We start from the raw sequence: 18,169 nt of genomic DNA, 5'->3' as shown, positions 1-18,169 counted from the left end.
TCAGTGCTGTGAAGGCCAACCCCAAGACGGCCGCGCTGATCGCGTCCGCGCCTGTAGTCCGCAACGCCTTCGATCGAGCCCGCACCGCCGCCCGGGATACGGCGGCCCGGTTACCGCGCAACAGCGGGCCGCTGGACAAGTCCCATCTGGCCGGAGTGCGGCCCACCGCGCTGCTGGTCGACGGCAGCCAGGCCAAGGCCGCGCGCCGCGCCGGTCGGCTGTTGCGGATGCCGCGCACGATCGACGACACAGCGGCCTGGGCCGCGCTGGGCGCCCTGGCGGCCCTCGTGCGGGTCGTCGATGACGGTCGGCACCGCTCCGTGGTGGTCGACGCGGCCGGCCCGCGGTCGGTCTTCACCCGCTGGGCGTCCCGCGCCGGCTTCGCCCCTTTGTCACTCAACGTCATGCGAGCCGACGTGGTGGGCACTGACCTCGACCCGGGCACGGTGGACATGGTGGTCCGCCTGCACCCGCACTCGGCGACGCCGGACACCATTGATCTCGATCTGGCCCACGGCAGCGCAGCGCTGCGGCACGGCGGGCTGATCAGTCTCACCGCCCGCCTGGGTCCCGCCGACGAGGGGTCCTTCTCCGTGGCGGACCTGCGCGGCGTGATCGCCCGGGCCGACGAGCAGGGACTGGGTCTGATCGGCGACGTCGGTCTGGTCGAGGGTCAGTTGGCGCGTCGGATCGCGGACTCCGGGGCGTCGTACGGGCTGGCCCTGCTCACCTTCCGGCGACGGTGACGCCGCTCACCACCACCTTCCGGCCCGGGCGGCCGGTGCCGTTGCGCTCGATCCTGGGTTTGCTGCGCCGCGGGGCCGGTGACCCCACCTGGCGAGCCGACTCGACTGGTCTGTGGCGCGCCTCCCAGACACCGGACGGCCCGGTCACCACGCGGTTCATGGCGCGGGCCGATGGAGTGGACGTCGCCGCGTGGGGTCCCGGTGCCGCGTGGGCCATCGCCCAGGTCCCGCGACTGCTGGGCGACGTCGACGACCCGTCCGGTTTCCAGGTTCACCACGCGGTCCTGCGGGACGCTGCCCGGCAGCACCGGGACTGGCGCATCGGGCGCACCGACCGGGTCATGGACGCGCTGATCCCGGCGATCATCGAGCAGCGGGTGACCGGCAAACAGGCGTTCGGAGCCCACCGCAGACTGGTGCAGCGGTACGGCGAGCGGGCGCCCGGACCGCGGACCGACCTCTTCGCGCCGCCTGCGGTCGGGACGTGGGCCCGGATCCCGTCCTGGGAGTGGCTGCGGGCCGGGGTTGATGCGGCGCGCTCGGACACGATCATGCGAGCTGTGCGGGTGGCCGAGCGTCTCGAAGAGGCCGTGTCGTTGCCGGTGGCCGATGCCTGGCGCCGGTTGCGGGCGGTGCCGGGCGTCGGGGTGTGGACCGCGGCCGAGACGCTGCAGCGGGCCATCGGAGATCCGGACGCGGTCAGTTTCGGGGATTACCACGTGGCCAAGGACGTCGGGTTCGCTCTCACCGGCGCGCCGGTGGACGACGCCGGGATGGAGGAGTTGCTCGCGCCTTATGCCGGTCATCGCTATCGCGTGCAGTTTCTGGTCACCGCCGGTGGGCTGGGCGCGCCCCGCCGCGGTGCCCGGTTGACGCTGCCGACCCATCTGCCCACATGGTGACGCCGTCCTGGATCAGGATCTTCCTCGATGTGCCGGCGCCTTCCTGGGATGCTGCGCTTGCCTTCTGGCCGGCGGCTTCTGGTTGTTCGTCCGTTGAAATCCTCGGGGAGACAGGGCAGTTCGCCCGGCTGGTCCCGGCGCATGGAGACTCCTGGGTGGAGATCCAGCGCATCGACGACGCTCGACCGCGGGTTCATCTGGACCTGGACAGCACTGACCGACCCGCCGCGGTACGCCGATCGCTGGACCTTGGCGCGCAGCCCGCCTGGACCCGGCGCGGGGAAGTGGCGGTCATGCGCTCACCGGGCGGCTTGCTCTACTGCCACACCGTCGACCTACCAACGGAGGGCATGGTCCGGGATGGGTTGGACATCGTCCTCGACCAGGTCAGCATCGACATCCCCGAGGCGTTGTGGGAGGCGGAGGTGGCGTTCTGGCAGCAGCTGACCGGCCGTTCCTTGGAACGCGGCCGACGACCGGAGTTCGCGTTCCTCGGGGACCCCGATCCGGCTGGTGCGGTCCGGATTCTGCTGCAGCGTGTGGGGTCTGGTGACACCGTCACGGCGCACCCGGACTTCGCAGTGGCTGATCGTCCGGCGCAGACGGTGCGGCACGAGTCGCTCGGAGCGGTCGTCGAGCAGGTCTTCGAGCGGTGGACGGTTCTGGTTGCTCCAGACGGTCGTCGCTACTGCCTGACCGATCGCGATCCCGCGACCGGACGGCTCGCGTTCTGACCGAGCCTGGCGACCGCGAGGCACATCTCGACGAGTTGTGGTCGGGGATGACGGGCAGCCAAGGGTCGAAAGCTAGGGTTGGCCGCATGTCCCAGGCGCACGACGTACGTCAACAACTCGCTGACCGGACCGGGACGCAAGCAGAGGACTGGCACCTGGTCTTCAAGGCCCGGCACGGCATGCAGGTGGTCTTCGAGGAGATCGCCGTCGACGGTCCGGGACGGGTCGCGACGCAGCTGCTGACCTGCGCGACAGCGGTGGATCCGATCCTGGTCGCGGGTCTCACCCCGGCGTACGGGGAAGTGCATCCCGACTCGTTGGCCCTCGACCCGGAGACGCTGCCCACGGACACCCGAGCCGTCGTGCTGCAGCACACCTTCGGGATCGTCGACGAGGCCCGCGCCCGGCAGATCAAACAGACAGCGCAGGGTGCGCTGCTGGTCGAGGACTCCTGCCACTGCGTCACGCGAATGGCCCGCGCTGAGGACGGGACGCCGCTCGCGGACATCTCCGTGCACTCCTTCGGGATCGAGAAGATGCTGCCCACCCGCTTCGGCGGCGCGATCTGGGTGAACCCCGAGTTGAGCGACCGCGACCTGCACGCGCGCATCACTGGCCGCCTGGCCACACTGCCCGTCGTCGACGGTCGCCTGGAACTCGCCGTACGCAGCTATCGCACCCAGAACGGTCTGCTGAACCGGCTCCCGGCGGCGGTGTCCGGCCGTGCTCGTAAGGCGTTGGTCGCCACGGGAGCCCTGGAACCGGCGATCGCGCCCGTCGAAACCCGGGGCGGGCTGAGCCACGCCCCGCTGGCCCCGAGCGAATCGGTGATTGCCCAGATCGCGCAGGCGCTTCCCGGTCTCGACGCGACCGAAGAGCGGCGCGCGGCCGCGGTGGCCATCTACCGGGAGCTCCTGGCCGACGTCGTACAGATCCCCGAATCGGCCACTGCCACAAGTCCGTTGGTGCGCTTCCCGTTCTTCGTGGCCGACCCCGCGGATGCCGAGCCGACGTTGCAAAAGCTCACCGCTGCCGGTCACTACGCCGGTCGTTGGTACCGGCCCGCGCTGTTCCCGGGCGCCGCCAACCCCGCCGACTACGGCTACACGCCAGGAGACCCGTCGGTCGCCCGCACCGAGGACCTGATCTCGCGGATCGTGAACCTGCCGACCGACGTGACGCCGGACCGTGCCCGGGCCGCTGCCGACGTACTGGCCGAATCCCTTACTGCGAGCGCGTCTTCGCGTACTTGAAGTAGGCCAGCGTGTGCCGGGCGTCGATCCGGGCGATGTCGATGCGCCGGGCAGGACTCAGGTCGGGCGCGTAATCCAGCGTGTGCACCTTGCCGTTCTTGGCAGCCGACTTGTATTGCGCCCGAAGGGATTTCGGCGCGAACTTGAGCACCACCGGGTAGGGCACATTCAGCCAGAGCCGTTCTTCGGTAGCAACCGTGAACGGCACCGGCCGGTTGTAGACCAGATCCTGAACGACCGGTCGGATCAGGTTCCCACCGCCGGCCATCGCGTAGTACGACGTGGCGCCCGGTCGCAGGTTCACCTCGAGGAGTTTGCGCAGCCCGGTGCGGTTGTCGTGCATGACGTCGAAGTTGGCCAGACCGACGTACCCGACGCCGTCCAGGAAGCGCCGCATCGACTCCACGAGGTCGTCGTCACGCACCGAGATGATCGCGTTGTTGTTGCCCACCAACGCCGGATCCCACTCGGTGAGCACCACCTGCCCGCAGGCGGCGAACCGCATCGAACCGTGCTGGTCTGAATAGGTGTTCGCGACCCGCATGACCGCCTCGTCGCCGGCGAGGTACTCCTGCACCACCAGATCGTCGTCATAACCCGCCACGAAGATCCGACCCGCGATGTCCCGCAGTTCCGCGGCGTCCTGCACCACGTAGACCTTCTGCTTGCCGGCGAAATCCAGCCGCGGGTAGATGTCGGTGTTCGACGGTTTCAGGATCACCGGGTAGGGGAACGGCAGGTCGGTGCCGAACGTGTCGCCCAGCGGAGTGTCCGGTCCGACGATGACCGTCTCCGGGTGGGGCACACCCAACTCGGCACACGTGCGGTAGAAGTCGGTCTTGTTCATCAGCCGGTCGGTGACGTCGCGACCGGGCAGCGGCACGACGTACCGCTCATCCAGCTCGCCGCGGCGGTCCAGCACGACGTTGGTGTAGAACTCGATCGTCGGGATCAGCAACAGCGTGCGGTCGGGGAACTCGCGTGCCACCTCGTCCAGGACGCTCACGATGACGTCGGCGTCGGCGAAGTCGGCGCGGGCCCGCACCTCGACGATCGTCGAGTCCGCCGTCTCCCGGACCGCGAACCGCCCAAGGGCCAGCGACCGCACGCCGTACGCCTCGTGCAGCGACCGGGAGATGTTGTACGCGTTGAGGTTGGTGCCCAGGATCACCGGGACGAAGTCGTCGTTGCCGAGTTGCACCCGGCCGATTCTAGAGCGCGTCCTGGTCGCGCACCGTGAGCCGGACCCGGTCCGGGGCGAGTCGCTGCGCGCTCCAGGCCAGGCGTTCACCGGCCAGGGCCACCTCGACGCGGGCCCAGAACCGGCCCAGCGCCACCGGGTCCTCATCGGTGAACTCCACGGCGTCGTCGTCGACCTGGGCGGCGATGAGCGGCTGCCCGTGTGCCGCTACGCGTACGGCGCGCTGCAACCTGTCCGCCAGCGGCTCCGCGCTCACGGACAGCAGACCGATCCGTTCGGCATCCGGTGAACCGGGGGTGACTCCGAGCGCGTCCCGGACCGCTTCGTGCCAGCCGAGGGCGAACCAGTCGGTCGGCCCAGTGCGCACCAGCGACGGTTGGGGATCGTCGGTGAGGAGTGAGGCTGATCCGCGTACGACGGCCACGGGCACCCGATCGACCTTGCCCTTGACTAGGTCTGCGGCAGAGGCGATTTCGTCCGCGAGGTTGCGCACAGTGACGGCGAGGTCGCGACCATGGGTGTCCGCCAACCCCCGCAGATCGTCCAGGCGTCGGAGGCCGGACGTGCCGAGCGCGAAGTCCGACAACCCTTCCCGCCAGGGGCGTGAGGAAGTGTCCGAGAGCACGACGGCTAGGTGCACTCCGGTGGCGGCTTCCAACGCAGAGCGCAGCTGCGAAGCGGCCGCATCCGGGTCCGGCGGCAGGAGCAGCAGTTCCTCGCTGTTGGAGGCGTCGATGCCCGCGCCGGTCATCACCGGTCCGGCCGAGGCGGCCACGACGCGGGTTACCCCCGTCGGTGTAGAACGCTCGGCCACCACCGCGGTGGACTGCTGCAGGACCAACGTCTGACGGTCGTCGGTGAGCACCCCCAGGCCGAGCGCCTTGGAGACCACTTTGCTGGTGATCACCACGATGTCGCCGTCCTGCAACACCACAGCGCCCGCGATCAACGCAGCCAGGTCGTCGCCGGCGCCGATCTCCGGCAGGCCGCTGACCGGCAGCACGGTGAGGGTCACGGTCGCACGGCAGGGGTGGCGCCGGCGAGGTCGATCGCGGCCTGCGCGATATCTGCCGTCGCGTCGAGATCAGTCATCAGCACGGGGCGGGCCAGGACCCGCACGCCCGGCAGATCGGCGTACGCCGAGAGGTCGTCGTCCTCATCGACCAGCCAGCCGGACAGGAAGTCGGCGTAGAGACCCGCCACCGCGCGCGACGTCGACTCGACGCCGATCGCGGACAGGCAGGCATCGGCGTACCCGCGCACGGGGCGACCGGAGATCAACGGGCTGACCCCGACCACGGGTGCATTCGTGCCGCGCAGCGCGTCGCGAACGCCGGGCACGGACAGGATGATCCCGATCGAGACCACGGGATTGCTCGGCGGCAACAGCACGACGTCCGCCTGTCGGATGGCGTCCAGCACACCGGGTGCCGCCGCCGCGCGGTCCATCCCGGCCACGACGAAACGTTGCGCGGGGATCGCTGCGTGCTCTTTGACCCACCACTGCTGGAAGTGCACCGCCTGCGGCCCGGAGCCGTCGTCGATCACCACGTGCGTCTCGACGGGGGAGTCGGTCATCGGCAGCAGGGTGACGCCGCGGCCGGGCAGGCCCCAGCGATCCGCGAGCCGCGCCGTCACCTGCGACAGGCTCTGCCCCTGCCCGAGCCACTGACTGCGCACGATGTGCGTGCCGAAGTCCTTGTCGCCCAGCCCGAACCATTGGGGTTGGGCGCCGTACGCCGCGAGCTCACCCTGCACGGAGAATGTCTCGTCGGCGCGTCCCCAGCCCTGCTCCTCGTGGATCCCGCCGCCCAAGGTGTAGAGCACCGTGTCCAGATCGGGGCAGACGCGCAGGCCGAACAGGGTGATGTCGTCGCCGGTGTTGCCGATGACGGTGAGGTCGGCTGGCTCGCCGGAGCGTTCGAGTGCGTGCAGGACGCCACGTAGGAAACGGGCGCCACCGACGCCACCGGACAGGGCCGTAATCCGCATTCCGACAGTCTCGCAAACGCCCTACACCATCGTGCGGGCGCATATCTTCCGGTCTCACGGGGTTGACCTTTGGGAATGACACGCGTGTAATTGCATTGCTGTCATTCGCTGAGGAGCCCGCCATGACCCAACAGGCAATGCACGAACAGACAACAATCACGTCTGGAGCAACCGTCCTGCCCCTGCCCGACCAGAACGCCGTGCTGCGCGAGCTGACTATCGCCGCTTCGACCTCCGCCATCGAGGAGGAGGACGAGCTGGGGTGGCAGCAGCGTGCCCTGTGTGCCCAGACCGACCCCGAAGCGTTCTTCCCCGAGAAGGGCGGCTCCACCCGTGATGCCAAAAAGGTGTGCGTGGGCTGCGAGGTGCGTTCGGAATGCCTGGAGTACGCGCTGCTGCACGACGAGCGGTTCGGCATCTGGGGCGGCCTGTCCGAGCGCGAACGGCGCAAGTTGAAAAAGCGCGCGGTCTGATCAGCGCGCTGCCCTCGCGGCCCGGCCCGCTCCTCTGCGCCCACGCGGTTCACCCATGACCACCCTCAGCACCGTGACCGACAGCGATTCCGCCAGCGTTTCAGACAGCGTCGATGCGACGGCCGTCCAGGTGACGGCAGTCCTGGTCGTCCAGGACTCCCGGCCCGAACTCCTCACGGGCACCTTCAGCGCGCTCAGCGCTCTGACCCGTCGCCCCGACCGCCTTGTCCTGGTGGATGCCACACCGGACCGCAGCTTGCGCGAGGTCCTTGACGGTCCCGCGGCGGCCCAACTGCGCGCGGCGTACGCCGACCTGCCGGTGATCACCGCAGCGTCCGGTGCCGCGTTCGCCGACATCATCGACGAAGCCGTCGAGGCGTTACCCGACCCGGGCGAGGAAGTGGTCGTCGGCAAACGCCGGCGCTCGCGGGCGCACCGGCGCCCGATCCGGCCCCGGGATCGCCGCGAGTGGTTCTGGCTGTTGCACCAGGACGATTGCCCCGCTCCGGACAGCCTGCAGATGCTGATGGCGGTCGTCAGCCGGTCGACCCGCGTCGGCATCGCTGGCGGCAAAGTCGTGGCTGGCGATGACAGCCGCCGGTTGTTACACGTCGGTCTCGACATCACCCGCAGCGGTCGCGTCGTGCCGTTGCTGGGCGCGGACGAGACCGACCAGGGCCAGCACGACACGCGTCGCGATGTCATCTCGGTGAGCACCTCGGGGATGCTGGTCCGCCGCGACGTCTACACCAGCCTCGGCGGCTTCGACCCGGCGTTCGACGGTGACGGTGACGCCCTGGATCTGTGCTGGCGCGCGCACCTGACCGGACATCAGGTGGTGATCGTGCCGCAGGCGACCGTGTTCACCGGCACCACCGAGTCCGCGCCGACCGACCGGGAAGACACCCGGCCGGTGCGCATCCAGCGCCGGTTCCGTCAGATCGCCCTGGCCCGGTGCTCATGGCTCGCCCTGCCGTTCCTGTGGTTGTGGAGCGTGCTGGGTGGGGTTCTGCTGGCGGCCGCGTTGCTGATCGGGAAACGTCCCCGCACCGCTGGTCACGAACTCGCCACTGCCACCGCAGGATTCGGATTTACCCGGATCATGGGTGCGCGTTTGCGGTTCCTGCGCCAGCGAAGTGTCAGCCGCCGGTCGCTGCGGCAGTTGTTCGTCCCCGCCGGAGCCGCGATCAGCGCGGCATGGGCGTCGATGGGGCAACGCACCGGCGACGCCCTGTCGGTGACCGGCGGACTGAACACGCAGGACAGCGATGAGGCCCAGGAACTCCCGCAGGATCTGAATCAGACGCCGTTCTTCGCCGGGCCGGCGCCGTGGGCCGGATTGCTCACCATCGCGGCGGCCCTGGTCTGGTGGCGACACGCTCTGGGTGCCGGCGTCATCACGGGAACCGGGTGGGGCCTGACCGGCGGCGAGCTGTTGCCGTTCGCCACCGACGCCTCTGGTGTCTGGCACACGTACGTCGATGCCTGGCAGGGCGCGGGCCTCGGCCATCCGAACGTCCCGACCCCTGTCCTGGCCCTGCTCGCGCTGCCCACGTGGGTGGTCCAGGCCCTGCCGTGGGTCACGACATCGGCTGCATCCGCGGTGACCGTGTCGTGGTTGCTCATGGCGACCGTGCCGCTGTCCGGGCTGAGCGCCTACCTCGCCGGGCGGGTCGCGACCCGTGCGCCGTGGCCGCGCACCGCGGCCGCGCTGCTGTGGGCGTTCCTGCCGATCGTCACGGGTGCGCTGCGCGACGGCCGCCTCGGCCCGGCGATCGCGCACATCCTGCTGCCGCTGGCCCTGGCCGCCGTGCTCCGGATCGGGTCCAGGCGTCGACGAGTGGTTTCGACCGCCGGCGCCATCCTGTTGCTGGCGGCGTTGGGTGCGGTCTCACCGGTGTCGATGGTCGCGCTGATGGTTCTGGCTCTCGGGATCGTGGTCATCGGTCCGGGATGGGCCCGAGCTCACGCGGCGGCGGTGATCGTCGTGCCCTATTTGTTGCTGGGTCGGTGGAGCTGGCAGGCACTGACGGCCGACTGGCGGATGGTGCTGGCCGGGCCGGGGCAGTTGGCCGATCCCGCACAGCTGGTGCCGTGGCATCTCGCCCTGCTGCAACCCGGTGACGGCGTGCCCTGGCTGGGGGTCCCGGTCGTCGTACTCGGAGTGCTCGGCCTGCTGCGCGCCGGTTTCGCCCGGGGCCACCTGGCCCTCATCGTGCTCGGCCTCGGCGGTCTTGCCGGCGCCCTGTGGGCACCGCACCTGCTGCTGGTCGACACCGCCGGGGGAGCGCGGACGCCCTGGGCCGGCACCCCGCTGGACCTCTACGCGGCGGCGCTGCTCGGTGCCGCCCTGTTGGGGGTTCGCGGTTGGTCCCGCGCGGACGGGCGCGTCGTGGCGCCTGGTCTGCGCCGCTCGCTTGCTGTGTTCTGCGGGCTGTCCGTGGTAGCCGGGCTGGGCGTGGCCGGGTACCAGATCTGGCGTACGCCGCAGCGCACCGTGGTCGCCGCCAGCGACACGGTGCCTGCGTTCGTCCGTACGGCGATGGAGGGCCCTCGCGCTGAGCGCGCGCTGATCCTGCGCACGGGGTCCGCCACGTCGTTCGAACTGGTCGGGCGCGAAGTCGGAGGTCCCGCCCGTGACCTACGCGCGTCGTTGGCGGGAGGCGCGCCCACGGCGGCGGTCGTCCGCTCGTTGCTCGACGGAGGTAGTTCCGGAGCGACACTGACCCAGCAACTGCACGATCTGGGGGTCGGGTATGTGCTGGTCGATGGTCCGGGATCGACCGCTGTCGCTGCGTTGAAGGTGTCCGGGGCGGTCACCCAGGCCGGTGATGGTGACCGGGTGTGGCGGGTGCTGCCCATCGAGGATGGCTCGCGAAGTGTCGGTGTGAGCCGGGTGGTGTTGGCCTCCGGTGACGACCCGTCGACGGCTATCGACGTCGTGGACGTCACCGGAATGCATTCCCGCACAACGGCGGACCTATCTACGGACGAGGGTGCGCGCACGGTGGTGCTCGCCGAGGGTCAGGGCTGGTCGCGACACGGCACGGTCACCCTTGATGGCACCCGCCTGTCCGCAGTGCCCAGCAGCGAGTGGCCGGCCTACCGGTTGCCCAGTGACGCGACGGGTCGCCTCAGCATCGACCCCGGTGTGTCTGAGGGTCGCTGGCTGTGGATCCAAGGGGTTCTGCTCGCGCTGGTGACCTACTTCGCGATCCCGTTCGGCGGCCGCAGAAGGGACCGGCCATGAAGGTCACCGGTGTGGCCCGTGCGATCGCCGCGGTCGCAGCTGCCATTGGGCTCGTCGTGGCTGCGGGAGCAGCAAATGGCACGGTGCGCGCGACCCGGCCGGCCGACGTACCGACGATTCCGGCGTTGTCCGCCGCCCAGATCCAAAGTCAGGTCATCTGCCCCGGTCCGGACCGGCCCGGGAGTGCGGCGCCGGATGCGAAGCAACAGGTCGGGGTCGCGGTCGCCGCAGCGCCGGCGCAACTGGTGCAGACCGCAACCACCGGCGGGTCCGTCACCGGTCAGCGGCTTCCGGGTTCGGCCGGCTCGGCACCCTCTCCCGTGACGGCGGCTGGCGCGGTCGTGAGTACGACGCTGACCGGTGCGGGGGCAATGCTGGAGACCGGTTCCGGCGCCTTGGCCGCCGGACTCACCGGGACCCAGAGCAGCCTGGAGAAGTCGGCAACGGTGCGCGGGCTGACGACCTTGGCCTGTCCTTCGACACCGACCACGGAAGCGTGGTTGTTCGCCGGCGGCTCCGATCCGGGTCGGGTGGTGCGGGTCGTCCTGACCAACCCCAACAACACAGCGGTCGTGGCCCGCCTGCAGGTCGTCGGCCGCTCCGGTCTCGACGCAACCGCAAGCGTTCCCGCGGTGACCGTTCCCGCAAAGAGCCGCAGCGTGGTGACCCTTGGTGCGTTCCCGGCGGCGCTGGCGACCGCGGCCATCCGGGTCACCACCGCGGGTGGCCCGTTGGCCGTTGCTGCGAGCGACAGTTGGTCCAAGGGCGAGACGCCGGTGGGTCTGGAACTCAGCGGCCCCGCTGCTGCGCCGGCGACGGCGATCGTGATCCCGGCCGTGGGTGTTGTGGGGTCCGCCCCGGTGGTGCGCGTGGCCGTTCCCGGCACGCGGCCAGCGATCGTGCGCGTCCAGGCAATTGATGCGAACGGTGCCGTTGCCGCCGACCAGGTGGCGACGGTCGCTGCGCAATCCAGCGATGAGATCACGCTGAAGGACGTGCCGGACGGGGTGTACGAATTTCGGGTCAGCGCTGATCAGCCGCTCACCGCAGCGGCGTTCACCGCGTCCAAGACAAGCGACTTCGCGTGGGCGCCGGCCACTGCTGCGATCAACGACAGTTCTGCGTTCGTCGTGCCGGCCCTGCCGTCGGGCTCGCAAGCGACTCTCCTGCTGGGCGCCGGCAGAGCCGCCAGTGTCGAACTGACCAGCGTCGACACGTCCGGCGCTGCGACGACACGCACCGTGACGGTGGCCGCTGACCGGCCCACGGTGGTGCCGCTGACGCTTGGCGGCGGCGTGTGGTTGAAGGTCACCAGCGGTGCCGTGAATGCCGGCGTCTTCCTGCGCAGCCCGGACGCCAGCGGTGACGTGATCGCTGCTACCGGTCTAGGTCGAGTTCTGCTGCAGCCCAACGGTGTTGACGTGACAGAAACTCCACGGTAAGGGCTTGTCAACGGTTATCCCCATACCGGCCTCGTGACTCCTGCAGGCTGTCGGTGGTCGAACATATGCTCGGGTCATGATGATCGCAGCGGCCACCTCCGGCCCCCAGGTGGCACCCGTGGTGGGTGCGCGTGCGGTGGCGGGTAACGGTCGGGCGGTGGGCGAGTTCGGGTTGCAGGTTGCGGCGTGGGCCAGCAGCAATCGGCGGTCAGCGGCGGTGCTGCGAGGTGTTGCTGGCGCGATGGTCGAGCCTGAGCTCATCGACACGCTGCAGGCACTGGGTCGGGCGCGTGCCGCGCTCGATCGGATCGAGGTGGAGCTGGTCCGCGAGGGCATCACCCGGGGGTTGCCAGCCCAGCACGGGCAGCGTCCGGTGAACTGGGTGCGGGAGATCGAGGGCCAGGATGCGCCTCCGCCGGATGCTGGCCAGGCGACTCGCACGGTGCGACTCGCGACTGCGGCTGCGCTGGGTCCCGATGCGATGACGGAACGGACGATGGAGTCGTTCTTCGCGGGCGGACTCAGCGCGGTGAAGACCGATCAGCTCCTGCGGTTCGTCGACGATGTGCAAGCGGTCACCGACCCGGTGGAGCTGGCCGGGGTGGTGGAAGCGATGCGAGCAGGTTCGGTCGATGGTCCCGACGCCCTTCCTGTCACTGACGACTCCGAGGCTTCGCCCGTGTTGTCGGCCCTACCGGCGTGGGTCGGTACTCCGCCGCCTGCGGCGGCCGGTGTCGGCTGGGGTCTGACCAGTCGCGAGTTGGGCAAAGCGATCGGGCATACCCGTCGCCACCTCAAACCCGCCGACCTGTTGGCCGAGGAGGAGAGTGCCGCCCGTCGAGGCCGCGCGCTGCACAGCCTGCCGGGCCCGGGTGGCCTCACCCAGTACCAGTTGACGCTTGATGCTGAAGGCGCTGCGCTGATCGACGCTGCGGTTGCTGCGTTGTCTACGCCGGTGCCAGGTCCTCATGGCGAGCCGGACCCTCGTCGGGCTGCCCACCGTAGGGCCGACGCGCTGCTCGCGATCGTGCAACGAGGGATGGAGGCCGGTGGGTCAGTGCCGGGACAGGCCAAAGCGCAGGTCGTGGTCACCATCTCCCTGGCCGATCTGCTCGCTGAGGCCAAGGGCGCCGGTGTCACCGGAACCGGGCAGGTGCTCTCGCCTGAGGCGGTGCGTCGTTGGGCTTGTGACGCGGGGATCATTCCCATGGTGCTGGGCGGCCTCGGTCAGCCACTGGACGTCGGCCGGATGAAGCGATTGATCACCGACGCTCAGCGGCTCGCGTTATGGCAACGGGACCGCGGTTGCACGTTCCCGGGCTGCAACTGTCCACCGCAGTGGTGCGACGGGCACCACCTGACCGCCTGGGCCAGGGGCGGCAAAACGAACCTGGATCAGCTGGCGCTGCTCTGCCGGCGCCACCACACCTACGTGCACGAGCACCAACTCACCGCGACCCTCACGCCGACCGGTGTCCGTTGGAACCTCCAGACCTGACCGGCAGGCGTGCGCTTTCGATACGGGGGCGCTATGACAACCATGAATTAACCGAATCGCGTGCCCGAGACCCGATGCGGTTTACAGTGGGGGCCGGGCATTCCTGCGTAGCCCGGACGCTAGTGATGACGGTCAACGTGCAGCACCAGTGAGCACCTTCTCGACGAAGCCGGGACCCATTAGGCCGTCCCTGGGTCTCTGCTCGGCGGCGCCAGGCAGAATGCGATCCTCGCGGACCAGCCTGCTGGGATCATCCTCGGCGTAGGTGACCTTGAACGACCGACCGCTCAACTCCTCGTACCGAACCAGCGCAGGCATCGGCCAAGCGTCCCGACTCCAGTTCGCTAGCCGGCCAACAATCGGCCACCGGCCCTGCTCAAGACCAAGGTGGCCAAACCGGCCGACCAGGAGCGCGTCTCCCTGCGCCAGGTCGTCGACGTCGGTGAGGGACGGAATTTCGTCACGGCGGGGTCCGAAGAAGTACCCCAGCAGAATGCCGTCCCTGCTTGCGCGAGCCACTAAACCGATCGCGTACCCGCCGGTGCGTAGGGGCACAGCGAACCAGTCACCCTCCTGGTAGTTGGTCCTGCCCATCAGTCCGATCCCATCCGGTAAAGCGTGCCGCGAGCACTATGGCTGAGCGCGAGTAGCCAGCCACTCGGCGTACGTCGATCCACCCCGCTGCGCGGTCGGCCCCGGCAGGTTGCTGCCGTCCCGGAACGCCCGCAGGGTGGCTCCGAAGGCCGGTGCCGGCAGCCGGAACGGCGTACGGCGCCCCTCGACGTGCGCGGTCAGTGCCGCCAGCTCCTGGAAGCTGAACGTCTCCGGCCCGGCGTACTGCGAAAGCTCTGGCGGATCCTCCGCCAGCGCGAGGTCAACCAGGCGAGCGGCGAACCACGCCGGATCGAGGGGAGCGAAGCGCAGGCCGGACACACCCACGCTCACCCCTGCCCGCGGTCGCAGCAGGTCATGGACGAACGGGTGGAACTGGGTCCCGCGCGCCACCACATGCGGCACCGGCGCCTCGTAGGTCAGGCGTTCGGCGTCAGCCTTGGCGCGGTAGTACGGGAATGGATTGTCGAAGACGCCGACGATCGACACGTGAACCAGACGGGCGGTCGGGTTGTGCTGCTCCATCGCGTTGATAAGGTTCCGCGTGCCGTCAACGTCGACCCGCTGAGCATCGGATGGGTCTGTGGCGCAATGGATTACCGCCGCAACCTCGGCCAGCGCAGCCTCGAGACCAGTATCGAGTGCTAGGTCGGCCTGCAGCCAGCCTTGGGCTCGCTGCGCCGCGTCCGGATGCCGGCTGATCGCGCGCACCGGAGTGTGCGAGGTCGCCAGTTCGGCAACCACGGCTCGGCCGAGGACTCCCGAGGCGCCGGTGACCAGGACGGGGCGACGACCGAGGCCGGGAACGTAACTGACCAGCGACGGCGCATCCGTGGGATCGGTCACTCGCGACCCAGGTCCTCGGGAGGTACGCCGATCAGATCGGCGACCTGTTCGGTCACCACCTCGTCGATCAGGTCCGCGAGTTCTTCCTCACGGCCCGCGCGCGATTCGATCGGACGTCGGTACAGCACCACGCGCGCGGGATTACCGTGCTCGGCCGGGAACGTCCGCGCGAGGGCGATCTGGGTCTCCCACGGGGCCGGGTCGCTCGGCGGAACATCCTCAACGGCGAGTTCGATCAGGCCCAGCGGCTTGCCCAGGCGCGCTTCAATGCGTTCAAGGGCGTCCAGCACCAGTTCGTCGAAAAGCGCCGCCCGGGGACGCATGGCAGGCACCGGGGGCCAGGCCAGCGGGCCGCGAATACCGCGTCCGTGCCGGTTGTGCTGCATGGAACGACTCTAGATCACCTGGGGGCACCCTGCCGCGCGCCGCCACGGCTGGGTGCCACGGGTGACCTAGCATCGGGAAGCGCCTGGTCGGTAGGGCCGTGGCGCGCAGAAACTCGGGATCACGAAGGGACGTGCGGTGCGGTTGAAGCGGCAGTGTGATCGGACGGCGTGCAATGCCGGAGCGGTCGCGACCCTGACCTTCGTGCAGTCCGAGGGGACCGCAGTCGTCGGTCCGCTCGCCACCCATGCTGAACCGCACACCTACGACCTGTGCGCTGTGCACGCAGCACGCCTCACGGTGCCCCGCGGTTGGACTGTTGTGCGGCTGGCCGTCGAGGAACAGGAGCCGCAGCCCAGTGACGATGATCTGCTGGCCCTGGCAGACGCCGTACGTGAAGCGGGACGGGTCACCCCGGCGGCGGACCTGGGACGCGTAGCCAACGGTGCGGGATCAGCGGCGCCCGCACGGCCCGCCCTGCGCCTGGTCTGAGTGAGCGAGGACGACTCCTCTGGCACGCTGGGTTGGTGGTCTACCTGCCCGAACACGACGCCGCTCCGGATGCGGCGGCGGTCATCGATCTGATCCGCAATGCGCCGCTCGCTGCCCTCGTCACCAACGACGGCCAGCAGTTGGCCGCTGATCACCTGCCGTTGCTGCTGGAGGGTGATCTCGAGACCGGTCGCCTGATCGGGCACGTTGCCCGGGCAAATCCTCTGTGGCGCAACGGAAATCACGCCGGGGAGTCCTTGGCGATCTTCGGCGGCGCGCACCATTACGTCTCGCCGAGCTGGTACCCCTCCAAACAGCAGCACCACCGAGTGGTTCCCACGTGGAACTACCTGATCGCGCACGTGTACGGCCGGGTCGTCGTGCACGACGATGAACGATGGGCACGGGGCGCGGTCGCCAAACTGACCAAGGCGATGGAGGCGCAGCGGTCACAGCCCTGGCGGATGTCTGACGCACCGGCGAGCTACCTGAGCGAGCGACTTGCGGAGGTGGTCGGGATCGAGATCGCGATCACTCATGTCGTCGGCAAGTTCAAAGTGAGTGCGGCTCGATCAGCCGAGGACCGGCTGGGTGCCGCGGAGAACATCGCGGCGGAGACGGACGCACCGGCGGCTGATTTGGTCAGTGCGATGCGGAACGTGCCAGTCGCCGACTAGGCTCGCGCACTGTGGAACTCGCCTCTTTCGTCAAGGCCTACGACGTGCGCGGCGTCGTTCCCGATCAGCTCAACGACGCGGTCGCCGAGTCCTTCGGCGCTGCGTTCGCGGCGGTCGTTGCCCTGCCGGACCGGGCCAGCGGCATCGTCGTGGGCCACGACATGCGGCCCAGTTCGCCGGCCCTGAGCGAGGCGTTTGCGCGCGGCGCAGCCAGCCAGGGGGTCGATGTCACGGTGATCGGGCTGTGTTCCACCGACGGGCTGTACTACGCCAGCGGCGCCCTCGATGAGCCCGGGGCGATGTTCACCGCCAGCCACAACCCCGCTCAGTACAACGGCATCAAGATGTGCCGCGCGGGTGCGCGACCGATCAGCCTCGAGACGGGTCTCGCGCAGATCCGCGACCTCGCCCAGCAGCAGGTCGACGGTCAGCCGTTGCCCGTGGCGGCCCGCAAGGGCACCGTCACTACCAAGGATCTTCTCGCCGACTACGCGGCCTACCTGCGGGGCCTGGTCGACCTGAGCGACATCCGTCCACTCAAGGTGGTCGTCGACGCCGGCAACGGGATGGGCGGCTACACCGTGCCCGCCGTGCTCGGCACCGATGCCGGGCTGCCCGCGTTGCCGCTGGAGATCGTGCCGCTCTATTTCGAGCTCGACGGAACCTTTCCCAACCACGAGGCCAATCCGTTGGAACCGGCCAACCTGGTCGACCTGCAGGCGGCCGTGGTCAAGCACGGCGCGGACGTGGGCCTGGCCTTCGATGGCGACGCCGACCGGTGTTTCGCCGTCGATGAGCGCGGCGAACCGGTCAATCCCTCGGCCATCACCGCGCTCGTCGCAACCCGGGAAATTACCCGCGACGTCGCCGCTGGTGTCCCGGTCGCCCAGATCAGCATCGTGCACAACCTGATCTCCTCGGCCGCCGTACCCGAGATCGTCGCCGAAGCCGGGGCCACGCCGGTAAGGACCCGGGTCGGTCACTCGTTCATCAAGGCCGAGATGGCCCGGCACAACGCGGTGTTCGGCGGCGAGCACTCGGCGCACTACTACTTCCGCGACTTCTGGTTCGCCGACACCGGCATGCTGGCCGCGATGCACCTCTTGGCCGCCCTCGGAGAGAGGGATCTGCCCTTGTCGGAGCTGGCCGGGCAGTTCCAACGCTACGTAGCCTCAGGTGAGATCAACTCCACCGTCGAGGACCCGGCGGCGGCGACAGAACGGGTTCGCCGGTGGGCGGCGCAGCAGCCTGGGGGAGAGCTCGATGTCGACACCCTTGACGGCACCACGCTGACCTTCCGTGGCACCCCCATGTGGTGGCTGAACCTGCGCGCCAGTAACACCGAGCCGCTCCTGCGGCTGAACGTCGAGGCAGCCGACGAAGCGACGATGAGTGCCGTCCGGGACGCGGTCCTTCCGCTGATCCGGGCAGCGGACTGACTAGGCTGCGTTGTTGTGAACGACGTCATCGAACCCTGGCTGCGCGAGATCCTGCGCTGCCCCATCGGAAAACACGAGCTGGCTGACGGTACGGCCCCCGACGGCTCGGCCGAACTGCAATGCACCCAGGACTGCGAAGGCCCTGGTCAGCGACGCGGCTACCCCATCCAGGACGGCATTCCGGTGCTGCTGGGCGATCAAGCCCGCGTCTTCACCGTCTGAGGCCGC

The 18,169-nt window shown here is 69.5% G+C and carries 18 protein-coding genes; 12 read left to right on the top strand and 6 right to left on the bottom strand.

Features of this window, described 5'->3' with window-relative positions; all coding sequences use genetic code 11:
* Positions 1 to 8: 8 nt before the first annotated feature.
* The 4 genes from AZH51_RS17510 (at position 9) to AZH51_RS17495 (ending at position 3,635) form a co-directional block, all read left to right on the top strand.
* Positions 9 to 746, top strand: coding sequence for a hypothetical protein (locus tag AZH51_RS17510; protein WP_291526145.1), 738 nt, complete (start codon positions 9 to 11; stop codon positions 744 to 746).
* Entirely contained in the window at positions 743 to 1,648 is a 906-nt protein-coding gene (locus tag AZH51_RS17505; RefSeq protein ID WP_291526144.1) for a DNA-3-methyladenine glycosylase 2 family protein, read from the top strand. The genes AZH51_RS17510 and AZH51_RS17505 overlap by 4 nt, the downstream gene beginning before the upstream one ends.
* Complete coding sequence (locus tag AZH51_RS17500; RefSeq protein ID WP_291526143.1) at positions 1,642 to 2,382, top strand: VOC family protein; 741 nt, start codon at positions 1,642 to 1,644, stop codon at positions 2,380 to 2,382. The genes AZH51_RS17505 and AZH51_RS17500 overlap by 7 nt, the downstream gene beginning before the upstream one ends.
* Positions 2,383 to 2,468: 86 nt before the next feature.
* The gene (locus AZH51_RS17495; RefSeq protein ID WP_291526142.1) at positions 2,469 to 3,635 is read left to right on the top strand and encodes a DegT/DnrJ/EryC1/StrS family aminotransferase; all 1,167 of its coding nucleotides are present in this window, start codon (positions 2,469 to 2,471) and stop codon (positions 3,633 to 3,635) included.
* Here AZH51_RS17495 and AZH51_RS17490 read toward each other — a convergent pair.
* The 3 genes from AZH51_RS17490 to cofD are packed head-to-tail and all read right to left on the bottom strand — an operon-like array spanning position 3,607 to position 6,828.
* Complete coding sequence (locus tag AZH51_RS17490) at positions 3,607 to 4,836, bottom strand: hypothetical protein (RefSeq protein ID WP_291526141.1); 1,230 nt, start codon at positions 4,834 to 4,836, stop codon at positions 3,607 to 3,609. The genes AZH51_RS17495 and AZH51_RS17490 overlap by 29 nt on opposite strands.
* A 10-nt stretch (positions 4,837 to 4,846) precedes the next feature.
* On the bottom strand, positions 4,847 to 5,851 hold the full coding sequence (locus AZH51_RS17485; protein WP_291526140.1) for a coenzyme F420-0:L-glutamate ligase: 1,005 nt from the start codon (positions 5,849 to 5,851) through the stop codon (positions 4,847 to 4,849).
* A complete protein-coding gene (gene cofD, locus AZH51_RS17480) occupies positions 5,848 to 6,828 on the bottom strand; it encodes a 2-phospho-L-lactate transferase (RefSeq protein WP_291526139.1) in 981 nt (326 codons plus the stop codon). Before cofD ends, AZH51_RS17485 begins: the two co-directional genes overlap by 4 nt.
* Before the next feature lie 203 nt (positions 6,829 to 7,031).
* Here cofD and AZH51_RS17475 point away from each other — a divergent pair, with 203 nt between their 5' ends.
* The 4 genes from AZH51_RS17475 to AZH51_RS17460 all read left to right on the top strand — a co-directional run bounded on the left by AZH51_RS17475 (position 7,032) and on the right by AZH51_RS17460 (position 13,491).
* Positions 7,032 to 7,301, top strand: coding sequence for a WhiB family transcriptional regulator (locus AZH51_RS17475; RefSeq protein ID WP_291526279.1), 270 nt, complete (start codon positions 7,032 to 7,034; stop codon positions 7,299 to 7,301).
* A gap of 55 nt (positions 7,302 to 7,356) precedes the next feature.
* Positions 7,357 to 10,551, top strand: a complete 3,195-nt coding sequence (locus AZH51_RS17470; RefSeq protein WP_291526138.1) for a glycosyltransferase — start codon at positions 7,357 to 7,359, stop codon at positions 10,549 to 10,551.
* Positions 10,548 to 11,993 (top strand): DUF5719 family protein, encoded by a 1,446-nt coding sequence (locus tag AZH51_RS17465; protein ID WP_291526137.1) that lies wholly within the window; start codon positions 10,548 to 10,550, stop codon positions 11,991 to 11,993. The genes AZH51_RS17470 and AZH51_RS17465 overlap by 4 nt, the downstream gene beginning before the upstream one ends.
* Positions 11,994 to 12,069: 76 nt before the next feature.
* A complete protein-coding gene (locus tag AZH51_RS17460; protein WP_291526136.1) occupies positions 12,070 to 13,491 on the top strand; it encodes an HNH endonuclease signature motif containing protein in 1,422 nt (473 codons plus the stop codon).
* Positions 13,492 to 13,623: 132 nt separating this feature from the next.
* On the opposite strand, the gene AZH51_RS17455 is transcribed toward AZH51_RS17460, so the two are convergent.
* Genes AZH51_RS17455 through AZH51_RS17445 form a run of 3 tightly spaced genes read right to left on the bottom strand, consistent with a single transcriptional unit; the run spans position 13,624 to position 15,335 of the window.
* On the bottom strand, positions 13,624 to 14,085 hold the full coding sequence (locus AZH51_RS17455; RefSeq protein WP_291526135.1) for an immunity 26/phosphotriesterase HocA family protein: 462 nt from the start codon (positions 14,083 to 14,085) through the stop codon (positions 13,624 to 13,626).
* A 36-nt stretch (positions 14,086 to 14,121) separates the two neighbouring features.
* Positions 14,122 to 14,949, bottom strand: coding sequence for an SDR family oxidoreductase (locus AZH51_RS17450; protein WP_291526134.1), 828 nt, complete (start codon positions 14,947 to 14,949; stop codon positions 14,122 to 14,124).
* A complete protein-coding gene (locus AZH51_RS17445) occupies positions 14,946 to 15,335 on the bottom strand; it encodes a metallopeptidase family protein (RefSeq protein ID WP_291526133.1) in 390 nt (129 codons plus the stop codon). The genes AZH51_RS17450 and AZH51_RS17445 overlap by 4 nt, the downstream gene beginning before the upstream one ends.
* A 136-nt stretch (positions 15,336 to 15,471) precedes the next feature.
* Between AZH51_RS17445 and AZH51_RS17440 the strand changes: the two genes are divergently transcribed.
* Genes AZH51_RS17440 through AZH51_RS17425 form a run of 4 tightly spaced genes read left to right on the top strand, consistent with a single transcriptional unit; the run spans position 15,472 to position 18,163 of the window.
* The gene (locus AZH51_RS17440) at positions 15,472 to 15,825 is read left to right on the top strand and encodes a DUF3499 family protein (RefSeq protein ID WP_291526132.1); all 354 of its coding nucleotides are present in this window, start codon (positions 15,472 to 15,474) and stop codon (positions 15,823 to 15,825) included.
* 35 nt (positions 15,826 to 15,860) lie between these two features.
* A complete protein-coding gene (locus AZH51_RS17435) occupies positions 15,861 to 16,502 on the top strand; it encodes an FMN-binding negative transcriptional regulator (protein WP_291526131.1) in 642 nt (213 codons plus the stop codon).
* A gap of 11 nt (positions 16,503 to 16,513) precedes the next feature.
* Positions 16,514 to 17,941, top strand: a complete 1,428-nt coding sequence (locus AZH51_RS17430) for a phosphomannomutase/phosphoglucomutase (RefSeq protein WP_291526130.1) — start codon at positions 16,514 to 16,516, stop codon at positions 17,939 to 17,941.
* Positions 17,942 to 17,956: 15 nt separating this feature from the next.
* Positions 17,957 to 18,163: a hypothetical protein gene (locus AZH51_RS17425; RefSeq protein ID WP_291526129.1), complete on the top strand. Its 207-nt coding sequence runs from the start codon at positions 17,957 to 17,959 to the stop codon at positions 18,161 to 18,163.
* Positions 18,164 to 18,169: the final 6 nt, after the last annotated feature.

Source organism: Branchiibius sp. NY16-3462-2 (genome assembly GCF_001594145.1).
In the GTDB taxonomy this organism is placed as follows: Bacteria; Actinomycetota; Actinomycetes; order Actinomycetales; family Dermatophilaceae; genus Branchiibius.
Note: the sequence above shows the minus strand (reverse complement) of the source record. Positions and strands in the feature narration are given on the sequence as shown.